This is a genomic window from Weizmannia acidilactici (assembly GCF_008974225.1).
In the GTDB taxonomy this organism is placed as follows: domain Bacteria; phylum Bacillota; class Bacilli; order Bacillales; family Bacillaceae_C; genus Weizmannia; species Weizmannia acidilactici.
The window spans coordinates 1-20651 of the sequence record NZ_BKZR01000052.1 but is presented as its reverse complement, the minus strand read 5'-3'; the positions used below and the strand labels follow the sequence as shown (position 1 = coordinate 20651).

The 20651-nt window shown below is 46.7% G+C and carries 19 protein-coding genes and 1 pseudogene; 4 read left to right on the top strand and 16 right to left on the bottom strand.

The window, feature by feature from the left end; translation table 11 throughout:
• Positions 1-295: 295 nt before the first annotated feature.
• The 8 genes from GBH70_RS14740 to GBH70_RS14705 form a co-directional block, all read right to left on the bottom strand.
• The gene (locus tag GBH70_RS14740) at positions 296-415 is read right to left on the bottom strand and encodes a DUF4023 family protein (RefSeq protein WP_151681738.1); all 120 of its coding nucleotides are present in this window, start codon (positions 413-415) and stop codon (positions 296-298) included.
• Positions 416-702: 287 nt separating this feature from the next.
• A complete protein-coding gene (gene ppdK / locus GBH70_RS14735; RefSeq protein ID WP_151681737.1) occupies positions 703-3378 on the bottom strand; it encodes a pyruvate, phosphate dikinase in 2676 nt (891 codons plus the stop codon).
• Positions 3375-4196 (bottom strand): pyruvate, water dikinase regulatory protein, encoded by an 822-nt coding sequence (locus tag GBH70_RS14730; protein WP_151681736.1) that lies wholly within the window; start codon positions 4194-4196, stop codon positions 3375-3377. The genes ppdK and GBH70_RS14730 overlap by 4 nt, the downstream gene beginning before the upstream one ends.
• A 312-nt stretch (positions 4197-4508) precedes the next feature.
• The gene (locus GBH70_RS14725; protein WP_151681735.1) at positions 4509-5765 is read right to left on the bottom strand and encodes an MFS transporter; all 1257 of its coding nucleotides are present in this window, start codon (positions 5763-5765) and stop codon (positions 4509-4511) included.
• A gap of 608 nt (positions 5766-6373) precedes the next feature.
• Entirely contained in the window at positions 6374-7138 is a 765-nt protein-coding gene (locus GBH70_RS14720; RefSeq protein WP_172967495.1) for a YybI family spore inner coat protein, read from the bottom strand.
• Positions 7139-7251: 113 nt separating this feature from the next.
• Positions 7252-9696 carry a DNA topoisomerase IV subunit A gene (gene parC, locus GBH70_RS14715; protein ID WP_151681734.1) on the bottom strand — a complete coding sequence of 815 codons (2445 nt, stop codon included), beginning with the start codon at positions 9694-9696 and terminating at the stop codon, positions 7252-7254.
• The gene (gene parE, locus GBH70_RS14710; RefSeq protein ID WP_371862262.1) at positions 9693-11714 is read right to left on the bottom strand and encodes a DNA topoisomerase IV subunit B; all 2022 of its coding nucleotides are present in this window, start codon (positions 11712-11714) and stop codon (positions 9693-9695) included. The genes parC and parE overlap by 4 nt, the downstream gene beginning before the upstream one ends.
• Positions 11715-11888: 174 nt before the next feature.
• Positions 11889-12302 (bottom strand): CoA-binding protein, encoded by a 414-nt coding sequence (locus GBH70_RS14705; protein WP_151681732.1) that lies wholly within the window; start codon positions 12300-12302, stop codon positions 11889-11891.
• Positions 12303-12502: 200 nt separating this feature from the next.
• Between GBH70_RS14705 and plsY the strand changes: the two genes are divergently transcribed.
• Positions 12503-13102: a glycerol-3-phosphate 1-O-acyltransferase PlsY gene (gene plsY, locus GBH70_RS14700; protein WP_151681731.1), complete on the top strand. Its 600-nt coding sequence runs from the start codon at positions 12503-12505 to the stop codon at positions 13100-13102.
• A gap of 86 nt (positions 13103-13188) precedes the next feature.
• The gene (locus tag GBH70_RS14695) at positions 13189-13482 is read left to right on the top strand and encodes a HesB/YadR/YfhF family protein (protein WP_151681730.1); all 294 of its coding nucleotides are present in this window, start codon (positions 13189-13191) and stop codon (positions 13480-13482) included.
• Positions 13483-13605: 123 nt separating this feature from the next.
• Here the strand turns inward: GBH70_RS14695 and GBH70_RS14690 are convergent, their stop codons facing one another.
• From GBH70_RS14690 to acnA, 6 genes are all read right to left on the bottom strand, one after another.
• Positions 13606-13908 carry a hypothetical protein gene (locus GBH70_RS14690; protein WP_151681729.1) on the bottom strand — a complete coding sequence of 101 codons (303 nt, stop codon included), beginning with the start codon at positions 13906-13908 and terminating at the stop codon, positions 13606-13608.
• Positions 13909-13922: 14 nt separating this feature from the next.
• Positions 13923-14342 carry an acyl-CoA thioesterase gene (locus GBH70_RS14685; RefSeq protein ID WP_151681728.1) on the bottom strand — a complete coding sequence of 140 codons (420 nt, stop codon included), beginning with the start codon at positions 14340-14342 and terminating at the stop codon, positions 13923-13925.
• Between the two features lie 347 nt (positions 14343-14689).
• Positions 14690-14923, bottom strand: coding sequence for a small acid-soluble spore protein Tlp (tlp, locus tag GBH70_RS14680; RefSeq protein ID WP_151681727.1), 234 nt, complete (start codon positions 14921-14923; stop codon positions 14690-14692).
• 25 nt (positions 14924-14948) lie between these two features.
• Positions 14949-15092: an acid-soluble spore protein N gene (locus GBH70_RS14675; protein WP_151681726.1), complete on the bottom strand. Its 144-nt coding sequence runs from the start codon at positions 15090-15092 to the stop codon at positions 14949-14951.
• Between the two features lie 65 nt (positions 15093-15157).
• The gene (locus GBH70_RS14670) at positions 15158-15283 is read right to left on the bottom strand and encodes an FbpB family small basic protein (protein ID WP_371862171.1); all 126 of its coding nucleotides are present in this window, start codon (positions 15281-15283) and stop codon (positions 15158-15160) included.
• Positions 15284-15403: 120 nt separating this feature from the next.
• The gene (gene acnA, locus GBH70_RS14665) at positions 15404-18136 is read right to left on the bottom strand and encodes an aconitate hydratase AcnA (RefSeq protein ID WP_151681724.1); all 2733 of its coding nucleotides are present in this window, start codon (positions 18134-18136) and stop codon (positions 15404-15406) included.
• Positions 18137-18392: 256 nt separating this feature from the next.
• Between acnA and sspO the strand changes: the two genes are divergently transcribed.
• The gene (sspO, locus tag GBH70_RS14660; protein WP_151681723.1) at positions 18393-18542 is read left to right on the top strand and encodes a small acid-soluble spore protein SspO; all 150 of its coding nucleotides are present in this window, start codon (positions 18393-18395) and stop codon (positions 18540-18542) included.
• An 87-nt stretch (positions 18543-18629) separates the two neighbouring features.
• On the opposite strand, the gene GBH70_RS14655 is transcribed toward sspO, so the two are convergent.
• Positions 18630-19874: an aminopeptidase gene (locus tag GBH70_RS14655; protein ID WP_151681722.1), complete on the bottom strand. Its 1245-nt coding sequence runs from the start codon at positions 19872-19874 to the stop codon at positions 18630-18632.
• Positions 19875-20003: 129 nt separating this feature from the next.
• On the bottom strand, positions 20004-20261 hold the full coding sequence (locus GBH70_RS14650) for a hypothetical protein (RefSeq protein ID WP_151681721.1): 258 nt from the start codon (positions 20259-20261) through the stop codon (positions 20004-20006).
• 223 nt (positions 20262-20484) lie between these two features.
• On the opposite strand from GBH70_RS14650, the pseudogene GBH70_RS14645 reads away from it, so the two are divergent.
• Positions 20485-20651, top strand: a pseudogene (locus tag GBH70_RS14645) (IS110 family transposase); the annotation flags it as partial.

The window sequence follows — 20651 nt, the reverse complement described above, 5'->3', positions numbered from 1 at the left end:
TCTTGTATTAAAGCTAGGCACCTCGTGTATTTTTTAAGTAAGTTAAATCGGTTTCAACAATATATGATTAGATATCCTTTGAAAGGGGAATTTGCATGAACAAAGAAATACAAAAAATAGTAATGGTAACCAATAAAAATAAAAAAGGACCATTTTTGTCCGTTTTATAAAACGTGATGCCTGAAAAATCATTCAAAACACGCACAAGTTTTGACTATAACTTTATTATGTAAACATAATGCCTAAAATGGCGCGTGAAATTTCACACGCCATTTTAAATGTAAAATCATTTGAGTCAATGCTGTTTGGTCGGCAGTTTTTCGCTCGGGCTCCCGTTTCCCTGCCGCTTTTTGTTTTGCTCCTGTTTCTTTTGTTGTTCCTGCAGCTTCTGCACATACTCATGCGTATTATCCATCTTTCTGCCTCCTTTCAGTTGGTCCAATTGTTACTTTAACCAATCACGGGGCAGGCATGCATTTTTGTCCGGATAATATGTTGTAATGTGGAATTCAAGACATGAATTCTTTTCTGTTTCCAGTTTTTTCTCTCGAGTCTCTTATAGACATTTCTTTCTGGCCGGACGCTCGTTTTACCCCTTTTCCCGCTTCTTCAGAAACTTTTCTGCCTGTCCAATTGCAGTTTTTGTCTTTTGGCACCAAAAAAGCACATGGCATGCCGAATCCCATGTGCTTGATCAAAACGTTATTTTGACGCAACAGCAACATTGTCCGCGTCTTCTTTCTTGTTCCGGATGGTGGCCTGTGCAGCGGCGAGCCTTGCGAGCGGCACGCGGTACGGCGAGCAGCTGACATAGTTCAAGCCGGTTTTGTAGCAGAATTCGATCGAGCTTTTTTCGCCGCCGTGTTCACCACAGATGCCGGTTTTTAAGCCCGGTTTAGTTTGGCGGCCAAGATTGACGCCGGTTTCGATCAGCTTGCCGACGCCTTCCTGGTCAAGGACGGCAAACGGGTTTTCCGGCAGGACTTTTTGCTCAATGTACTGCTGCAGGAATTTTCCTTCCGCATCGTCGCGGCTGAAGCCGAATGTCGTTTGCGTGAGGTCGTTCGTACCAAACGAGAAGAAATCGGCTTCCTCGGCAATTTGGTCGGCTGTGAGGGCCGCGCGCGGAATTTCGATCATCGTACCGACAGTGTAATGAAAGCTTAGCCCTTTTTCTTCCATCACTTGTTTTGCGACATCGTTCACCAACTTACGCATCCGTTTCAGCTCGTTCATATGGCCGACAAGCGGGATCATGATTTCCGGCTGCACTTGGATCCCTTTTTGTTGTACCGCAGCTGTAGCGTAGAAGATTGCCTTGACCTGCATTTCATAAATTTCAGGGAAAATCATGCCAAGGCGACAGCCGCGGTGTCCGAGCATCGGGTTGAATTCAGCGAGATGCTGGACTTTTTTCAGTAAGTATTCTTTTTCCTTCAGTTCTTCAGAGTCAGGAGCCGTGATTTGCAGTTTCGTTACTTCAACGAGCAGTTCTTCTTTATCCGGCAAAAATTCATGCATTGGCGGGTCCAAAAGGCGGATCGTCACCGGATGGCCGGCCATTTCTTCAAAGATGCCTTCAAAATCGCCCTGCTGCATCGGAAGCAGTTTATCTAAAGCTTTTTCGCGTTCTTCCAGCGTTTCGGCAAGGATCATTTCCTGCACTATCGGCACACGTTTAATATCCATAAACATATGCTCGGTGCGGCAAAGCCCGATGCCGTCAGCGCCGAATTCGAGCGATTTTTTCGCGTCCACCGGGTTATCGGCATTGGCGCGGACGCCGAGGTCGCGTGCCTCATCCGCCCATTCGAGCAGTGTTTTGAATTCACCGGAAAGTTCAGGTTCAATCATCGGCACTTCGCCGAGCATGACTTCGCCTGTCGAACCATCAATGGTGATCACATCGCCGTATCGGACAACCGTATCGCCGACCGAGAATTGTTTCGCTTTCAGATCGATTTTCATTGCTTCGCAGCCGCAGATGCAAGCTTTCCCCATCCCGCGGGCAACGACTGCTGCGTGGCTTGTCATACCTCCACGGCTTGTCACAACCGCCTGCGATGCGACAATGCCGTGGATATCGTCAGGTGTCGTTTCCGGGCGGACTAAAATGACTTTTTTGCCTTCTTTGCTCAATTGTTCCGCCTCATCAGCATCGAACACGACCTGGCCTGTTGCTGCGCCCGGTGAAGCCGGCAGCCCTTTTGCCAAAAGTTTTTTCTCTGCTGATTCATCGATTCTACGGTGCAGCAGCTGATTGAGCTGGTCCGGATCCACGCGTAAAAGCGCTGTCTCTTTATCGAGAATACCTTCTTTCACCATTTCAACGGCTATGCGGATCGCAGCCTGTGCTGTTCTTTTGCCGTTCCGGGTTTGGAGCAAGAAAAGTTTGCCGCGTTCAACCGTAAATTCAATGTCCTGCATATCCTGGTAATGTTCTTCGAGAAGCTGGCTCGTTTTTACGAACTGGCGGTATACTTCCGGCATGTCTTTTGCAAGTACCTGGATCGGATGCGGGGTGCGGATGCCTGCAACGACGTCTTCGCCTTGGGCATTGATCAAGTATTCACCGTACAGCACACGTTCCCCTGTGGACGGGTTCCGTGTAAATGCAACGCCTGTGCCTGAGTCGTCTCCCATATTCCCGAATACCATACTTTGGATATTGACAGCGGTTCCCAAATGGTCCGGAATTTTATTCAGGCGGCGGTACACGATAGCGCGCTGGTTGTTCCATGAATCAAATACAGCATTGATCGCCAAAAACAATTGCGTTTTCGGGTCTTGCGGAAAATCCTGCTTCGCGTGCTTTTTGACGATTTTTTTGTAGCCGTCGATCATTTCCTTCCAGTCATCGGCTGTCATTTCAGGATCCGCTGTGTAGCCTTTTTGCGTGCGCGTATGCTCAAGCAAGTGTTCAAAATAGTACACATCGATTTGCAGCACAACGTCAGAGAACATTTGGATGAAACGGCGGTAAGAATCGTACGCAAACCGCGGGTTATCCGTTAATTTTGCGACCGCTTCCACCGTTTGGTCGTTCATGCCGAGGTTCAACACCGTATCCATCATGCCCGGCATCGAAAAAACCGAGCCGGAGCGGACGGAAACGAGCAGCGGGTTTTCCGTATCGCCCAACTTTTTGCCGGTTTTTTCTTCCAGTTTTGCGAGCGCTTCTTCGATTTGTGATTCTACTTCTTTAGAAATTTTTTTGCCGTTATCATAGTAGTCATTGCATGCCTGTGTTGTAATCGTAAAACCGTACGGAACCGGCAAGCCGATATTTGTCATTTCCGCGAGGTTGGCCCCTTTGCCGCCGAGAAGGTCCCGCATGTTGCTGTTACCTTCATTAAACATATATACGAATTTTGTCATTTTAGCAGCTCCTCTCTATTCTTGAACATTTCAATAATAAGACTTGCTGTTTCTTCCACCGCTTTGTTCGAGACGTCAATAATCGGGCATCTGATTTTTCTCATAATCTTTTCCGCATATGCGAGTTCTTCGTATATCCTGTCGTAGCTGGCGTAATTGACATCCGATTTCAATCCCATTGCCCTGATCCGTTCTTTTCGGATTTCATTCAGTTTTTCAGGTGCAATCATCAGGCCGACGCATTTTTCCCGTGGTATGGTGAACAATTCTTCTGGCGGATCGATTTCCGGTACAATCGGGACATTGGCCACTTTAAAGCTATGGTGCGCCAGATACATGGACAACGGCGTTTTGGATGTCCGGGAAACGCCAAGCAATACAATATCCGCCTTTTTCAACCCGGTTGCATCGCGGCCATCATCGTATTTGACCGCAAATTCGATTGCTTCGATTTTTTTAAAATATTCTTCGTCCAGTTTCCGCATTAACTTTGGGCGGTGGTACGGCTCTTTATGAAACTTTTTCATAAATGCTTCCATGAGCGGGTTCATCAGGTCTACCGCAATAACCCCCTCTTCATCGGCACGCCGGTCCAAATAATCTTTTAATGATGTGACAACGAGCGTATAAGCGATGATGGCGTTCTGCCGTTTTGCCGCTTCGATGACCGGATCGATATCCTCAACTTCCTCCACATGGGGATGCCGCCTGATTTCGATATAACCGCCGTTAAATTGGGCCGCAACGGCTTTGACGACAAATTCGGCCGTTTCCCCAACCGAGTCCGAAATGATATGCACGATTTCTTTTTGTTCCATGTATTGTCCACACCCTTTTTTTGAGGCGACACGATTGCCGATGAGTTGCTCTTTATGTATATTCGTTTTTTCCATTACCCCTCTCGCATTGCCCGATATTATTTTATGCATGGTTCTGAAATTGTGTTATACTCAACGCAAATATAGTATAACACAATTAAGGGGTTCCGTGTACTAATTTGGCAAATTTTTTTCATAAATAAAAATCTGAAAAACTTCGAAACGGCATGCCGGCTTTATTTAGTTATAAATAGTTTAAAAGATTCTTAACGAAGAGTAAATCATTTGGGCTTCCGTTAAGCAATCGTGCGGTTATGCCGCCGGTTCTTCCTCCGGCACCTCCTTTATTTCCCGGATCATGGCACTCCCCATCACGCCAAAAAAGGAGAATACAGCCGGGATTAAAAAGCCGTAATGGTACCCGGTGACTGCGGCAGCTGAATGGAAATGGTCGAGCACTTTACCGAAAAAGCTCGGCAAAAGAACGGCGCTTAAAAAGCCGCCGGTATTGGCAAATCCGGACACGGAACCGACTTCCTTCACTTCGAACGAATGGCGGACCACCGCAAAAGTAAGCGCGCTTGCCCCGTTTCCGTAACCAATAACAAAAAACAAAAGAACGACAAGAAACAAAGGCGGTTTGCCATTGCATAAAAAGAAAACGGACCATGCCAAAAATATGAATAATTGAATGATGAGGTACGGCTTTTTCCTTGAGCCGATCCTGCCGGCAATCCATCCGGTGAGCGGAGCGCCAATGATCGCCCCGATTAGCCCAGTCATGACCAACTGGCTGGCGCCGGACCGCGTCATATCGAATACATGCATCCCGTATGGCACTGCCCATGACCCGATAAACCCGACATATGTGCCGACAATTCCAAAGTGGCATAAAAAAGTAGCCCATGCCTGCCTGCTCGCAAGCACACGGCGCAAAACCGAAAGCATTTTTTCATGCTTATCGTTTGAAGAAGCCTTCTTCGGCTCAGCCCATTTTTTCGGCCGCTGAATCAGCACAACATAAAGCATCACTGCGCTTAAGATCAGGATAATGCCGGTCACAAAAAACGGAGGCCGCCACCCCGCAAGCGATATCCATGCCGTTAATGGAACCGTTGCCAGCAAAGAGCCGACGCTTCCAGTCATGCCGGCATATCCGACAAGGCCGACAAACTCATTAGCATAAAACCACTGGCTTAAAATCAGGACAAGATTGACCCAAATCGTCGCATCGCCCATCCCAGTAAGCAGGCGGGATATGAGCAAAACGGCTTCATTCGGCGCAATGCTGTATAAAAACGTGCCGATCCCGCTGAATAATGTCCCTGTGATTAAAAAAACGTTGGGTCCAAAACGATCGGATAGAATCCCGATTGGAATTTGCAGGCCGGCATAAGCTAAAAACTGCACGCCCGTCAACAAACCGATGACGGATGCTGTAATGTGGAACTCGCTCATCAGCTTATCCGGGATCAACCCCGGCGCTGTCCGCTGGCTGACAATGACCATGTAAGAAAAAAGCACCACGGCGAAAACTGCCCATCTGTATTTGCTTTTCTGTCTGTTCACTCGACTCAACCTCAACTCTATTCAATATAGTCTTCTCTATTATAATCGATTTTTTCGCGGGAAACCGGTAACCAGACAAATTTTTCCGCCTGTAAAAAAGAGCCTGTCCCAAACAACTTCATGTCTAAGTAAACACCACTACATGAAAACGAGTATTGGCCTGTAGCCTAAATGATTTCATTATCGTCAATAATGGAATAAGCAAAAAAACCCTTATTAAACAATAAAACCCGATGAGATACAATATTTGTTCTCGTCGGGTTTTCTCATTTTCCGGATCTTCTTTCTGAAGCAGGTGGTTCTTTTCTGCCTGTTTCAGTAGGTTGTAGGAGATGACTACCAGCCCGAATTTGATGTTTACCTTGGTCAGCTCCTGCAAGATAAATTTGCGGAACGACCGCACATACAAATAGTTGGCTTCCCCGCCGTAGTCGGCATCCAATCATCCGTTTTGGCTTAAGCATGCCGGAAGTCTGAGAAGCTTTTTCAGAACCGTTAGAGTAAAATTTCTCCATGGAAACGGTCCGATGTGAACGAAATTTAGAAGCTTTAAAAAGATCATTTGAGAATAATTTTTGCTTTAAAGGGGCTTTTGGGACAGCCACATTTCATTTCTGTGAAACCTGCCATTTTGCTTTGACAAGCTCCCATTTTCCATTTTTTAAATACCAGGTTGATATGACATTGCCAAGCTTGTCCGCATGGTAGGCGCCGCTTACCTGTTGGTATCCGGTTAGTCCGTAGCCTTTTTTTCCTTTTATTTTAACCTGTTTGAAAACAGCAACCGGGTCAATCATCAGTTCAAGCGGTTCATTGAGCGTCCCGTCTTTTTGGTAGATGCCAAGCCGGATATAGTCCTTTTTGCGCTTTCTTAAATCGATAAGATATGTTTCATTCGTGTTTTCAATTTTCAGGCTGGCCGACAGGGCATTCTCAAATTTCCCGGTAAGCTTTAATCCCGTCGGCATCGGCAAATTTTTCAGGATTCCGCCTTTTAGCGTATCGAGGCGGTATTGGATGATACCTCCGCTGCCCCCGCTATTGCTGGAACCGAGCATGTCTTTGACACCGTCGTGATTGAGGTCGGCAAACTGCATTTCCGGTTCATATCCCGGTTCATAAGGGATGCGGAACTTTTTCCCTTCCGATACCGTGATCTGTGCCCATATTTTTTTCATGTACAGGCTCCCGGTTTCAAACGGAATGCCTTCTAATACGATTAGATCTTTTTTTCCGTCACCTGTTACATCTTCATCGTACTGATGGATGGTTACTTTGCTGATTTTCGCTTTATCGCCCGCATCGGCAATCGCAACCGTGCTCACCGACATAAACAAAAATGCCAAGATCCCCAGCATATATTCCCGTTTCATTTGCTTTCACCCCGCATCCGTTTTAGTTTTAGGATGCGCAGGAAGGGCAAAATTATGTAAAAATTGCCTGGGGATGAAAAAAGTGTTTGCCGATACAGCAAACACTTTTTCCGTTAGCTTTCTTCCATTGTTTCTTCTTCCAGTTCCTGCTTCCACACTTCCGTGACTTCGCCGTTTTCACTTTCGTCAAGGATAAAAGAGCCATTTGAGTAGCGGTCGCTGTCGCGCATATCGTGCATGTTCATTTCTTCAAGATGGCCTTTTTCCGTACGGATCCATACTGTGTCCGTATCTTCCACGACTTCCATACCAACAATGCGGTGTGGGTGCGCTTTTAATTCGCGCAGCATGGCAACCCCGCGTTTGGCGCGGCTTGTTTTTTCAAATTCTGACAGTTTCATTTTCTTTACCGCGCCTCTTTGTGTGGCAATGAAGATTTTATCGGTTCCCGGATGTTCAACGATTTTCCCGCCGGCCAGCCAGTCGCCTTCTTTTAAATTCATACCCTTGACGCCCGCTGCCCGCTGTCCTACTACACTGATTTCCTCTTCATGAAACCAGAGCCCGTAACCGAGATGCGAAGCCAAAAAGACATCTTTTGCCCCGTCCGTCAGATGAACATCAATTACTTCATCATCGTCCTTTAAGTTCATCGCTACAAGCGCTTTGGAATAACGCTGCGCCTGGTACTGCTGCAATTCTGTTTTCTTCGCCATGCCGTTTTTCGTAAAGAACAAAATATATTGCGGCTGGTTAAAATCTTCAACCGGGAGCACTTTTATAATGTTTTCATCGCGGTCAAGCGGCACGATATTGGCAACGTGCTGGCCAAGGTCTTTCCAGCGGATATCCGGCAATTCATGGACCGGCAAATAAAGATAATTGCCTTTGTTCGTAAACAGCAGTACGGTATTCACTGTATTGAGCTGGCACTTAAAGAGCAGGCGGTCGCTGTCTTTGATTGCCAGGTCCCGGCCGTTTGAAGCGGCGTAGGAGCGGAGGCTCGTCCGCTTAATATAGCCGTCTTTTGTAACGGTCACAATGACATCTTCATTCGGAATCATCGCTTTCAGATTGATTTTTAATTCTTGGATTTCCTCTTCGATCGTTGTTCTTCTTTCATCCGCATATTTTTTCCGGATTTCTTTTAATTCTTTTTTAATGACAGAGAAAAGCTTTTTCTCGCTCCCCAAAATAGCGGTGTATTCTTCAATTCTTTTTTCGAGATCTTCCAATTCCTTTTGCAGCGTTGTAATGTCAGTATTCGTTAAACGGTACAGCTGCAAGGTTACTATCGCTTCTGCCTGCGGTTCGGTAAAGCCGAATTTCGCCACGAGATTTGATTTGGCATCTTTTTTGTCTTTTGATGCACGGATTGCCGCAATAACTTCATCCAAAATGGACAATGCTTTCACCAGGCCGTCGACAATATGTTTCCGGTCGCGCGCTTTTTTTAAGTCAAACTCGGTCCGTTTCGTGACCACTTCCTTCTGGTGCCCGATATAGGCATCCAAAAGTTCCCGGAGGCCCATCAGCTGCGGGCGGCGGTTATGGATAGCCACCATGTTAAAATTATAGGACACCTGCAGATCCGTGTTTTTAAATAAATAGTTCAAAACGCTGTTCGCATCTGCGTCTTTTTTCAATTCAATCACAATCCGGAGCCCTGTACGGTCTGTTTCGTCGCGGACTTCGGACATGCCTTCCACTTTCCTGTCTAGGCGAAGCTCGTCGATTTTTTTTACGAGATTTGCTTTATTGACTTCGTAAGGAATTTCCGTAATAACGATTTGTTGGCGGCCGCCGCGCATATCTTCAATCGATGTTCTTCCCCTGATGACCATTTTGCCTCTGCCGGTTTCATACGCTTTTTTAATGCCATCAATGCCTTGAACGATGCCGCCGGTCGGAAAATCCGGTCCCTTTATCACTTTCATTAAATCGTCAACCGTGCAATCCGGGTTTTCGATCCGCATGATCGCGCCATCAATCACTTCGCCTAAATGATGCGGTGGAATTTCGGTTGCATAACCGGCCGATATGCCGGTCGAACCGTTTACTAAAAGATTTGGAAATCTGGCGGGCAAAACGGTCGGCTCGTTTATCGTATCATCAAAGTTCGGGATGAACCGGACCGTTTCTTTATCAATATCGTGAAGGAGTTCAGATGCGATCGGGGAAAGCCTTGCTTCCGTATACCGCATGGCCGCGGCCGGGTCACCGTCAATGCTGCCGTTGTTTCCGTGCATTTCAATCAGGACGTTGCGCAGCTTCCAGTCCTGGCTCATCCGCACCATCGCCTCATAAACGGAAGAATCGCCATGCGGATGGTAGTTGCCGATGACGTTCCCGACCGTTTTTGCGGACTTTCTGAAGTTTTTGTCGGCTGTATTGCCCTCAACGTGCATCGCATACAGAATGCGCCTTTGCACCGGCTTCAGCCCGTCTCTCGCATCCGGAAGGGCACGGTCCTGAATGATGTATTTGCTGTAACGGCCGAAGCGGTCGCCCAGCACCTCTTCCAAAGGCAAGTCTTGAAAGCGTTCTGCCGTCCTCATTCGCTCATGTCCCCTTCCTCAATCATTAAGTTCTCGTTGTCTAAAATATTGGTGTCGTCTTCAAGGCCAAACTCAACATGGTTTTCAATCCATTGCCGGCGCGGTTCGACTTTGTCACCCATAAGCGTCGTTATCCGGCGTTCAGCCCGCGCCGCGTCATCAATGCGAACACGGATCAGGGTGCGCGTTTCAGGATTCATCGTCGTTTCCCACAGCTGGTCGGCATTCATTTCGCCAAGCCCCTTATAGCGCTGTAGCACATAGCCGCGTCCGACTTTTTTGATCGTTTCATCCAATTCTCTTTCGGTCCAGGCATACTCGACGATTTCTTTTTTCCCGGAGCCTTTGCTCACCTTATAAAGCGGCGGCAGTGCGATATACACCTTCCCGACCTCGATTAACGGGCGCATATAACGGTAAAAGAATGTCAAAAGCAGCACCTGGATATGGGCGCCGTCCGTGTCGGCATCAGTCATGATAATGACTTTGTCGTAATTGACATCATCCAGATTAAAATCCGGGCCCACCCCGGCACCGATTGTGTATATAATCGTGTTGATTTCCTCGTTTTTAAAAATATCCTGCAGTTTAGCCTTTTCAGTGTTGATGACTTTTCCACGCAGCGGCAGGACGGCCTGGAATTTGCGGTCACGCCCCTGTTTGGCGGAACCGCCGGCAGAGTCCCCTTCCACAAGATACAATTCGTTCCGCTGCGGGTTGCGGCTTTGCGCAGGCGTTAATTTTCCGGATAAAGTCGTTTCTGATTTTTTTCGTTTTTTTCCGCTCCTCGCTTCTTCGCGCGCTTTCCGTGCCGCTTCACGGGCCTGCGATGCTTTGATCGCTTTTTTAATCAGCAGGCTGCTTGTTTCCGGATTTTCTTCAAGGAAATAAGCGAGATGCTCCGACACGATCGTATCGACAGCGGAACGGGCTTCGCTTGTGCCGAGCTTCCCTTTTGTCTGCCCTTCAAATTGGAGCAGCTCTTCCGGAATGCGGACGGAAATAATGGCCGATAATCCTTCACGGATGTCAGAGCCTTCCAGGTTTTTATCTTTGTCTTTTAAAAGCCCGGTTTTCCTCGCATAATCGTTCATGACGCGCGTCAACGCCGTTTTCGCCCCGGCTTCATGCGTGCCGCCGTCTTTCGTCCGCACATTATTGACAAACGACAAAATATTTTCCGAAAAACCGTCATTAAACTGGAATGCGAACTCCGCTTCGATCCCGCCCGCTTCACCTTCAATAAACACTACCGGATGGAGCACTTCTTTCCCTTCGTTCAAGTACGATACAAACGCTTCAATCCCATTTTCGTAATGGAAAACATCTTTCTGCCCATAGCGCTCATCCGTGATATCAATTTTTAAGCCCTTCAGCAAAAACGCAGATTCGCGTAACCGTTCGCATAACGTATCGTAATTGAAAGTGGTTGTGCTGAAAATAGAAGGGTCCGGTTTAAAATGGATTGTCGTGCCGGTCTGGTTCGTTTTGCCGATTTTTTCAAGCGTTGTTTCCGGTTTGCCGCCGTCACGGAAACGCTGTTCATATACATAGCCATCGCGGTGGATGGTTACAACAAGCCATTCGGACAAGGCGTTGACGACGGAAGCGCCGACACCGTGCAGGCCTCCGCTCGTTTTATAGCCGCCCTGGCCAAATTTTCCGCCGGCGTGCAAAATGGTTAATATGACCTCTGTTGTCGGCTTGCCAAGCTTGTGCATCCCGACCGGCATGCCGCGCCCGAAGTCCTGCACACTGACGCTATTATCTTTATGTATCTTGACGATGATGTGGTCCCCGTAACCGGACAGCGCCTCATCGACCGCATTATCGACAATCTCATAAACAAGATGGTGCAGGCCGCGCGTATCGGTTGAGCCGATGTACATTCCCGGCCTTTTTCTTACTGCCTCCAGCCCTTCCAGCACCTGGATGGCATCGTCATTATATTCCAATGTATTTTGTTTCTTTGCCACAAATATTCCCCTTTCAGTACCAAAAGCGTTCCCGCTGGGCATCCACAGGAACAAACATTCGTTCTTATTATAACACACTTCCCCGTTTCGTCTAATACCCATTTTAGCGATAAAACGGAATTTGTAAAATGGCGGGTTGACATAACATCCAGCATAAGTGAAGGGGTAAAGAAAAGCAAGCGCCTTTCAATAGGCACCTGCTTAGCGGCTTTGCCTTCATTTTGTCAATGCATGTTCGACTTTGATGCAGCGGTTCATCACAACCGTATAGCCTTTTTCTTTCAAAAAATGATAAGCTTCTTCGTTCTCAATGCCAAGCTGTGCCCAGAAAACATCCGCGTCAATTTCATCGAATTCCCTGGCCAGTTCCGGCAAATATTCCGGGCGCCGGAAAATGTCGACAATATCAACATGTCCCTTGATATCTTTTAAAGAAGGAACGGCTTTTTCGCCTAAAATTTCTGTTGCTTTCGGGTTGACCGGGATGATTTCATAACCGGCATCCTGCATCGCTTTAGCAACCATATACGAAGTTTTTTCCGGATGATTGCTTAATCCGACAACCGCAATCCGCCTCGCTTTTTTTAAAATGTCCCTGATTTCTTCCCTGCTAGGATTTTCAATCGCCATTTTACAACCCCTCTTTTCTGGTGTTAAGGTGATACATATTTCATTCCCTCAGCTATACCATTCGATTCTACTTTTTCAAAATCCTTCTTTCTTCCGAATAATCCAATAAACATACATTCAATAGACATCACAAAAAAATCTCCTCTTTCCTGTAAGTTCATGCTACAATAAGCATAGAATTTTTCTAAGGAGTTTTGCACATGAAAATCGCGCTGATTATTATTTTGGCTTACCTGCTTGGATCAATCCCGACCGGCTTGATCATTGGTAAGCTTTTTTATAGGATAGATATTCGCGAGCACGGAAGCGGTAATCTTGGGGCAACGAACACATTCCGCGTCCTCGGTAAAAAAGCCGGAAGCGTTGTAACGGTTGTCGACATTTTAAAAGGGACATTGGCGACCCTTCTCCCGCACTTTTTTGGAATGGAGCATGTGCTGCACCCGCTCTTGATCGGATTGATCGCCGTTGTCGGCCATATGTTTCCGGTATTTGCGAAATTTAAAGGTGGGAAAGCGGTTGCGACATCGGCCGGCGTTGTCCTTGCTTATCAGTGGCCTTTATTTGTCATGGTGGTTGTTGTCTTTTTAATTACGTTGAAAATCAGCAAATATGTTTCGCTGTCTTCCATCTTGGCCGCTGTCTTTGCCCTTATTTATACTTTCGTTTATATGGTCTTTACGCACGACTGGCCGCTGTTTGTGATTATTTTGGCGCTTGCTTCCTTCATCATTTACCGCCACAAAGCAAATATTAAACGGATCAAAGACAAAACCGAGCCAAAAGTCAAGTGGCTATAGCTATAGCCCTAAGGCAAAAGGTTAGGGATCAACTGCCGTTTTGATTTATAATAGAAAAAGCAAAAGCAGTTGGAGGGAAGAACGGCATGAGGATTCACATAACAGACGAAGCAGCAAATTGGTTTAAAAGAGAAATGGAGCTCGATGACGGCGAGTCTGTACGCTTTTTTGTAAAATACGGCGGTTCGACTCCCGTTCAGCACGGATTTTCACTCGGTGTCCGCAAAGATTTCCCCGATGATCCTGCAGCCGCCGTTGAACGGCACGGTCATGCCTTTTTCATCGAAAGCACGGATGAATGGTATTTTGACGGCCATGATTTATATGTCGGATATGACCCGAAACTGGATGAACCGGTTTATGAATATCCAAAACATTAAAATCGGCGCCGGAGCAGGAGGCAATACGCCGCAAGCCCCGGACGCCGATTTTAATTTAAGGCGATGTGAGTGTTAATTTTCCGCGATGCATACCGGAGAACCGGATTTCACGGTCATCAACGCCTATTTTAAAAACTTCAGCGCTGCCTCAAGTTGCCCTTCTTTTTCCAAAACCTCCCGCTGCTTGCTTCCAAGCAGGTCGAAATGGCTGTACCCGTCTTTTCTGACATGGATCCATTCTTTTTTTAATTGGTAGCGGCCCCCCCATTCCGCGAGCTTTCCGAGGTCATTGCAGCCGACTTTTGTGACCGATTTTGCTTCCGGAAAACGGTCATCGAGCCAAAAGTGTGTTAAAAACGCAATTTCCCCGCGGTCAATTGCCGCTTTCCATTCCTGGATCTGTTTCCGCTTAATCCCAAAAGCCAACACAATCCCCCGCTTTACGATTTTTTCGCTTTTTCGTATGCTTCATGCCAGTCCGGATATACCCGCCGGATCGATATTGGACGGAACGTATCTTTTTTCACGCACACATGCTTTGAAACCCCTGTTACGGCCAGATCACCGTTTCCGGTATAGATTTCATATCCGTAATGGACGCGCAGCCCGTCATAGTGATCGATCCATGTTTTAACTGTCGCGGTTTCCCCATACCGTACCGGTTTTTTGTATGAAACCTGGATATCAATCACCGGAGAAATGATCCCATCTTTTTCCATATCGGCGTAACGGAAACCGAGATCTTCAATCAATTTTGTCCTGCCCACTTCCATCCAGACTAAATAATTGGCATGGTACACAACACCCATTTGGTCCGTTTCCGCATAACGCACATGAATTTTAGCTTCAGATACTTGCATTTTGGACACCTCTTCTATATACAGTCAATATGTTTATTTTAACATAAAGGCTATGATCGTGATCAATGTTGATGATCGCGAAATCCGCTCACTTTCTGCACGCATCGCGAGCCTCCTAGCTTGTCACTCAGCACGAGGGAACTCTTCTTGCTCGCTTATCCCGCAGGTGTCTCAGAAATTAGCGATAATCAACAATAAAATTTAACAGAGCCAGCATAAAAGGAAGGGCAGCATCGTGTCCCGATTTTACGCGCTGCCTATAAAAAGCCGGGCCTCCAAGAGGGAAATAGCGTTGTTTCGATATTGGAAACATTGCCTTTTTCCTTAGAAGGCCCGGCCGTGAAAAATTATGATTGTCGTTCATGGTAAGCGGCTTCGTCCTTGACTTCGTTTCTCATTGCTTCAAGGCTTTCGCGCCGGCGTTCATTTTTTTCTTTAATTTGCTGGATTTGCGTTTCGTCCGTTGTAAATGCTAGTGACTCTTCCGCTTTTTCCATGTTTTCAATTGTATTGTGGATCATGTTTTGCAGTTTTTCGACATTATCGCTGCGGTCATCCGGTTTTGGCTGGTTATTGGCCATGCTGTTTTCCTCCTTCGCTGCACAGTTACTCGCCCTTTGTCTGGATCACTTGAGCATGCTGTCCCGAACGGTCCTGCATTTGTTTCCCTTTATTGCCGGAAAATCCGCGTGGCTGTGTGCCGAGGTGATCCGGAACAAAATATTTGCTTTTCTTTTTTGGGTTTCCCATGTTTATCCCCCCTCCCCCTACATCTTCCCCCGGGAAAGGATGAATTATGAGCCGATGCTAGTGGCTTATTCTGCTAATTTCATCGCATGTTTCCGTTCCAGCCGTTCTTCTATTTGCTTCATAGCATCCATATCGCGTAATAATGCCTGCTTATTTTCGGCAACCAAATCGGAAAAAGTTTTTTTGTGCATTTTTCTCACTTTTGCCACTCCTTGCGTATGTATTTTTACTTAGTATGGGCAATTATGAGAAAAATTATAAATGCGTCAAAAAAGCTGCGACCCGTAAGATCGCAGCTTTTTGGAGCAAAATTATTTTGTCTGTACTTCATCTCTCGACTGTTGCAGTTTGCCGCGCAATACCATTTGCAGGATGCCGCCGTGGCGGTAGTAATCGATTTCCACTTCGGAATCGAAACGGACGAGCGCTTGAAATTCTGTTTTCTTTCCTGCTTCATCGGTTGCAGTAACCTTAACCCAATCATGCGGCTTCACATTTTCATCAATCTGCACTTCAAACGTTTCTTTTCCGGTAAGGCCGAGTGTGTCGGCATTTTCGCCTTTTTTAAACTGCAGCGGAAGCACACCCATCAGCACTAGATTCGAGCGATGGATCCGTTCGAAGCTTTCCGCAATGACGGTTTTGATGCCGAGCAGATATGTGCCTTTTGCCGCCCAGTCACGTGAAGAGCCCATACCGTAATCTTTGCCGGCCAGGACAACAAGGCCGGTGCCGTTTTCTTTATACCGCATGGCAGCATCGTAAATCGATGTGACCTCATTTGTCGGCCAGTAAGTTGTATAGCCGCCTTCCGTTCCTGGAGCGATTTGGTTGCGGATGCGGATATTGGCAAATGTCCCGCGCATCATGACTTCGTGGTTGCCGCGGCGCGATCCGTAAGAGTTAAAGTCACGCGGTTCAACACCTTTTGAAAGCAAGTATTTGCCGGCCGGAGTATCTTTTCCGATTGCCCCCGCAGGTGAAATATGGTCAGTTGTAACCGAATCGCCGAATTTGCCGATGACTTGCAGGCCGGTTAACGGCTTGACTTCGCCCGGTTCCGGAGACAGGTTTTCAAAGAACGGCGGATTTTGGATGTATGTTGATTCAGAATCCCAAGTGTATAAAGGTTCGTCGCTCGTTTCGATTGCATTCCAGCGTTCATTATCGCTAAAGACATTTTCATACTGTTTGCGGAACAGTTCCGGTGTTACGACTTGTTTGATCGTTTCGTTAATTTCGTCCTGGGACGGCCAAATGTCTTTTAAGTATACATCATTTCCGTTTTTATCTTTTCCGATCGGATCGTTATTTAAATCGATGTTGACGGTTCCGGCCAAAGCGTATGCCACAACAAGCGGCGGCGATGCCAAATAGTTCGCTTTGACAAGCGGATGGATCCGGCCTTCAAAGTTGCGGTTTCCAGAAAGGACGGAAGTGACAAGCAGGTCGTTTTCCGCGATCGTTTTTTCGATTTCTTCTTTCAGCGGCCCGGAGTTTCCGATACAGGTTGTACAACCATATCCGACAAGGTTAAAGCCTAGTTTTTCCAAGTACGGCATTAAACCGGAATCATTTAAATAACCGGTAACGACTTTCGATCCAGGCGCAAGCGAAGTTTTTACATATTTCGGCACTTCAAGGCCTTTTTCCACCGCTTTTTTCGCAAGCAGGCCGGCGCCGAGCATTACGTAAGGGTTGGATGTATTTGTACAACTTGTAATGGCTGCAATCGCAACAGCACCGGTTTTAATCGGGGCCGATTCACCGTTGTTGAATTGGATGACGGCTTCTTTTTCAAGTTCTTTTTCATCCAGCCCGAAACCTTGGTTGCCGGCAGGCGCCGTGATCGCTTTTTGGAAAGCGGACTGCATTTGGGAGAGCGGAATAAGGTCCTGCGGGCGTTTCGGGCCGGAAAGGTTCGCTTCGATTTCAGAAAGATTCAGTTCGAGCACATCGGTATAAACCGGATCTTCTTTATCCGGGGTAAAGAACATGCCGTTTTCTTTTAAGTAGGCTTCCACTAATTTCACATGGTCTTCGCTTCGGCCGGTTAGGCGCAAGTAAGCAAGCGATTCATCGTCAACCGGGAAGAATCCGCATGTTGCCCCGTATTCAGGAGCCATGTTTGCAATTGTGGCGCGGTCCGCTAACGGCAGCGTCGATACACCAGGTCCGAAGAATTCGACAAATTTGCCGACTACCCCTTTTTGGCGCAGAAGTTGTGTCACTTTTAACGCAAGGTCTGTTGCAGTAGCGCCGTTCGGCAGGGAACCCGTAAGTTTTACGCCGATAACTTCGGGGATCGGGAAGTAGGAAGGCTGGCCGAGCATGCCGGCTTCCGCTTCGATCCCGCCGACGCCCCAGCCGAGCACGCCGAGCCCGTTAACCATTGTCGTATGGGAGTCGGTTCCGACAAGCGTATCCGGATAAGCTTCATATTCGCCGTTTTCCAGTTCTTTTTCATGGACAACACTTGCGAGGTATTCAAGGTTAACCTGGTGCACGATCCCGGTTGCAGGCGGAACGGCACGGTAGTTGTCAAATGCTTTTTGCGCCCAATTTAAAAATTTGTAGCGTTCGGCATTACGCTTGAATTCAAAATCCATGTTGGCCTGCAGGGCGTCCGGTGTGCCGTATTTGTCAACCTGTACCGAGTGGTCAATGACAAGGTCAACCGGAACTTCCGGATTGATTTTGTCCGGATTTCCGCCCATATCGGCCATCGCTTTGCGGAGGGATGCAAGGTCGACCACAACCGGTACGCCGGTAAAGTCCTGCAAAATAACGCGGGACGGTTTAAACGGAACTTCTTTGTCCTTCACTTCATCTGAACCCCATTTGGCCAAATCTTCTACATGTTCTTTTGTAATAGCATGGCCGTCCATTTGGCGGAGCACAGATTCGAGCAGCACTTTAATCGAATACGGCAGGCGTGAAACATTGGCAATTCCTGCGTCCTGGAGCGCCGTCAAACGGTAGTAGTGATAGCGTTTCCCATTTACTTCAAACGTAGAACGCGCTTGAAAGACATCATTCGACATGTCTTTTCCCCCTTTTTCAAGATTCGTGTTTTCATCATTTCATAGAAAAGCGGAATAATCCGTAAAAACTTCTCGCAGTTCCATCATATTACAATAATCACCATAAGTAAATAACAATAATGTTATTGTAAGTGATAAGTTTTCTTTATTTTACTTTCAATTTTGAATCGAAAAAATTTTATGACCCCATCTAAAACAGACATGATTTTTCCCTTTTCAAACATACTAAGCTTAAAGAAACTGGAGGTGAACGATGATGGCAAGGCAGAAAGCCAACCATATACGCCCAGGCATGAACGCTGCGAAAGCGCAGGGAAAAGGCGCGGGATATAATGAAGAAGTTTCAAACGAGCCGTTAACCGAGAGGGAAAAGCAGTTCAATAAAAAGTGCAAGAAAAAACAGTAGAGAATGCAAAGAAATCAGCCTGCCAGGCTGATTTCTTTGTTTTGTGCATTCGAGGTTGTTTATTAATATAATATTAATGTTTTTTCATTAAATGGCCCAATCCCCGTTCCGGAACACAGGCACAACTGTTCCGTCCTGTTTGATTCCATCAATATTCATTTCGGCAGAACCGATCATAAAGTCAACATGGACATTGGAGACATTCATGCCGTGTTTTAACAGTTCTTCTTCACTCATTTTCGTGCCGCCCTCGATTGTGGTCGGATAGGCGGCGCCGATTGCCAGGTGGTTTGAAGCATTTTCATCAAACAGCGTGTTGAAAAAGGTGATGCCGGATTGTGAAATTGGCGACGGATCTGGAACGAGCGCCACTTCGCCAAGCCCAGTTGCCCCCTCGTTTTCAAAAACGAGTTTTTTGATCGCTTCACCGCCTCTTTCGGCAGAAATGTCCACAATCTTGCCGTCTTTAAAATGGACAACAATCCCTTCAATTAACGTGCCGGCATAACTTAAAGGTTTTGTGCTGCGGACAACGCCTTCCATCCTGTGGGTATCAGGAGCGGTAAATACCTCTTCTGTCGGCATATTGGCAATGAACTCCTCGCCTTTCGGGTTAAAGCTTCCCGCGCTCGCCCAAATATGGTTTTTCGGGAGGCCCAGTGTCAAATCCGTGCCAGGCGCCGTATAATGGAGCGCGTCAAATTGGATTTCGTTTAATTTTGCCGCTTTTTCGTTCAAAATCTTTTTATGTTCTTCCCAGGCGGCAACAGGATCGTCGGCGTACACTCGGCACGTCTTGAAAATTTGGTCCCAAAGGGCATCGACTTGCTCTTCTTCCGTTTTTAAATCCGGGAACACTTTTGCAGCCCAGCCGGCACCCGCCGCTGCTGCGACCGTCCATTTTATATCATCATTTTGGGTGGCCACCCGCTGCGCCTTGAACGCTTTCGATGCCGCATTTTGATAAGCGGCGACTTTATGCGGGTCAATTTCATCCAACAGCCCTGGGTCGCTTGACAAAATTGAAAGCCGGCTGACTTTATGGTTTAGCACATGATCTTCAGTTTCGGCAATTTTATAGTCCGGAATATGGGTCAGCACTTCCTCCGGCTGGTTCAGATAATGCTGCTTTGTGATTTCGTCGTCAGACCAGTCGACAATAACCTTTTCGGCACCGAGCGCATAAGCTTCTTTCACGACAAGGCGTGCGAGTTTTGCCTGGTCTGTCGTGATATACACTTTTACCCAATCTCCCGGCTGGACATTTATACCTTTAGACACAAGCAATTTCGCATATTTCTGTAAATTCCGTTCAAAATCCGATAATACCATACTGTTCCCTCCTAAATAAATGCAATTTTTTGTTATAAACCATATTTTTTTGTGCAGACCCGATACATTTCAATATTATACCAGATTCAGGCAGACAACCATATGAAAAAAGCAGGGTGCTCCCCCGCCTTATTTTTCATCTACTTTTTTCACGATTTTATCCAAATCGTTGCGGAAACGCTCCAATTGCGGACGCTGCGTTTCGCTGGCCACTTCGAGCGCGTTTTCAATCTGCTGGTATGTTTCATTGATTTCTTCTTTTAAATGTTTTAAATGATGGCCGTAGTCTTCGCTGTCCACAACGAAATCCCGGTAAATATCTTCCGTCTGGTTCATGCTTTGCTGGGCTGCCTGGAACGCCTGCTGCTTGTCTTTATGGTAAGGCATTGTCATCTCTCCTTCAAAAAAATTGCAATGGTTAGTGTATACCATTTTTCCGCAAATATTCCGTATAACCGGCTTCAAAAAAGCAAAAAGTATAAAAAGGAGCATTCCTGTAATGAAGGAAATTTGAGGTTTGCACAAAAAAGAGCCTCCTTGGTATGATACGAGGTGTCCAAAGCTTTGAAGCAAAAATGGACCCTTAATTGATACTCAAGGAGGACTCAACATGAATTATACTCAAAATCACAAGATATCGCAAATCACGCCGTCAACGCTCATCATCGGCATTGATGTCGCTAAAGACAAACATGTCGCACGCGCACAGGACGACATAGGCATTGAGTTTGGCAAACGTTTGATCTTTGAAAATCGATTCCACGGCTTCCAAACCCT

Coding starts and splice junctions, on each gene's coding strand:
- GBH70_RS14740 (WP_151681738.1), bottom strand. CDS start 415: ATGGATAATACGCATGAGTATGTGCAGAAGCTGCAGGAACAACAAAAG.
- ppdK (WP_151681737.1), bottom strand. CDS start 3,378: ATGACAAAATTCGTATATATGTTTAATGAAGGTAACAGCAACATGCGG.
- GBH70_RS14730 (WP_151681736.1), bottom strand. CDS start 4,196: ATGGAACAAAAAGAAATCGTGCATATCATTTCGGACTCGGTTGGGGAA.
- GBH70_RS14720 (WP_172967495.1), bottom strand. CDS start 7,138: ATGAAACGGGAATATATGCTGGGGATCTTGGCATTTTTGTTTATGTCG.
- parC (WP_151681734.1), bottom strand. CDS start 9,696: ATGAGGACGGCAGAACGCTTTCAAGACTTGCCTTTGGAAGAGGTGCTG.
- parE (WP_371862262.1), bottom strand. CDS start 11,714: ATGCCCAGCGGGAACGCTTTTGGTACTGAAAGGGGAATATTTGTGGCA.
- GBH70_RS14705 (WP_151681732.1), bottom strand. CDS start 12,302: ATGGCGATTGAAAATCCTAGCAGGGAAGAAATCAGGGACATTTTAAAA.
- plsY (WP_151681731.1), top strand. CDS start 12,503: ATGAAAATCGCGCTGATTATTATTTTGGCTTACCTGCTTGGATCAATC.
- GBH70_RS14695 (WP_151681730.1), top strand. CDS start 13,189: ATGAGGATTCACATAACAGACGAAGCAGCAAATTGGTTTAAAAGAGAA.
- GBH70_RS14685 (WP_151681728.1), bottom strand. CDS start 14,342: ATGCAAGTATCTGAAGCTAAAATTCATGTGCGTTATGCGGAAACGGAC.
- tlp (WP_151681727.1), bottom strand. CDS start 14,923: ATGGCCAATAACCAGCCAAAACCGGATGACCGCAGCGATAATGTCGAA.
- GBH70_RS14675 (WP_151681726.1), bottom strand. CDS start 15,092: ATGGGAAACCCAAAAAAGAAAAGCAAATATTTTGTTCCGGATCACCTC.
- GBH70_RS14670 (WP_371862171.1), bottom strand. CDS start 15,283: ATGCACAAAAAAACTTTTTCCGATTTGGTTGCCGAAAATAAGCAGGCA.
- acnA (WP_151681724.1), bottom strand. CDS start 18,136: ATGTCGAATGATGTCTTTCAAGCGCGTTCTACGTTTGAAGTAAATGGG.
- sspO (WP_151681723.1), top strand. CDS start 18,393: ATGGCAAGGCAGAAAGCCAACCATATACGCCCAGGCATGAACGCTGCG.
- GBH70_RS14655 (WP_151681722.1), bottom strand. CDS start 19,874: ATGGTATTATCGGATTTTGAACGGAATTTACAGAAATATGCGAAATTG.
- GBH70_RS14650 (WP_151681721.1), bottom strand. CDS start 20,261: ATGCCTTACCATAAAGACAAGCAGCAGGCGTTCCAGGCAGCCCAGCAA.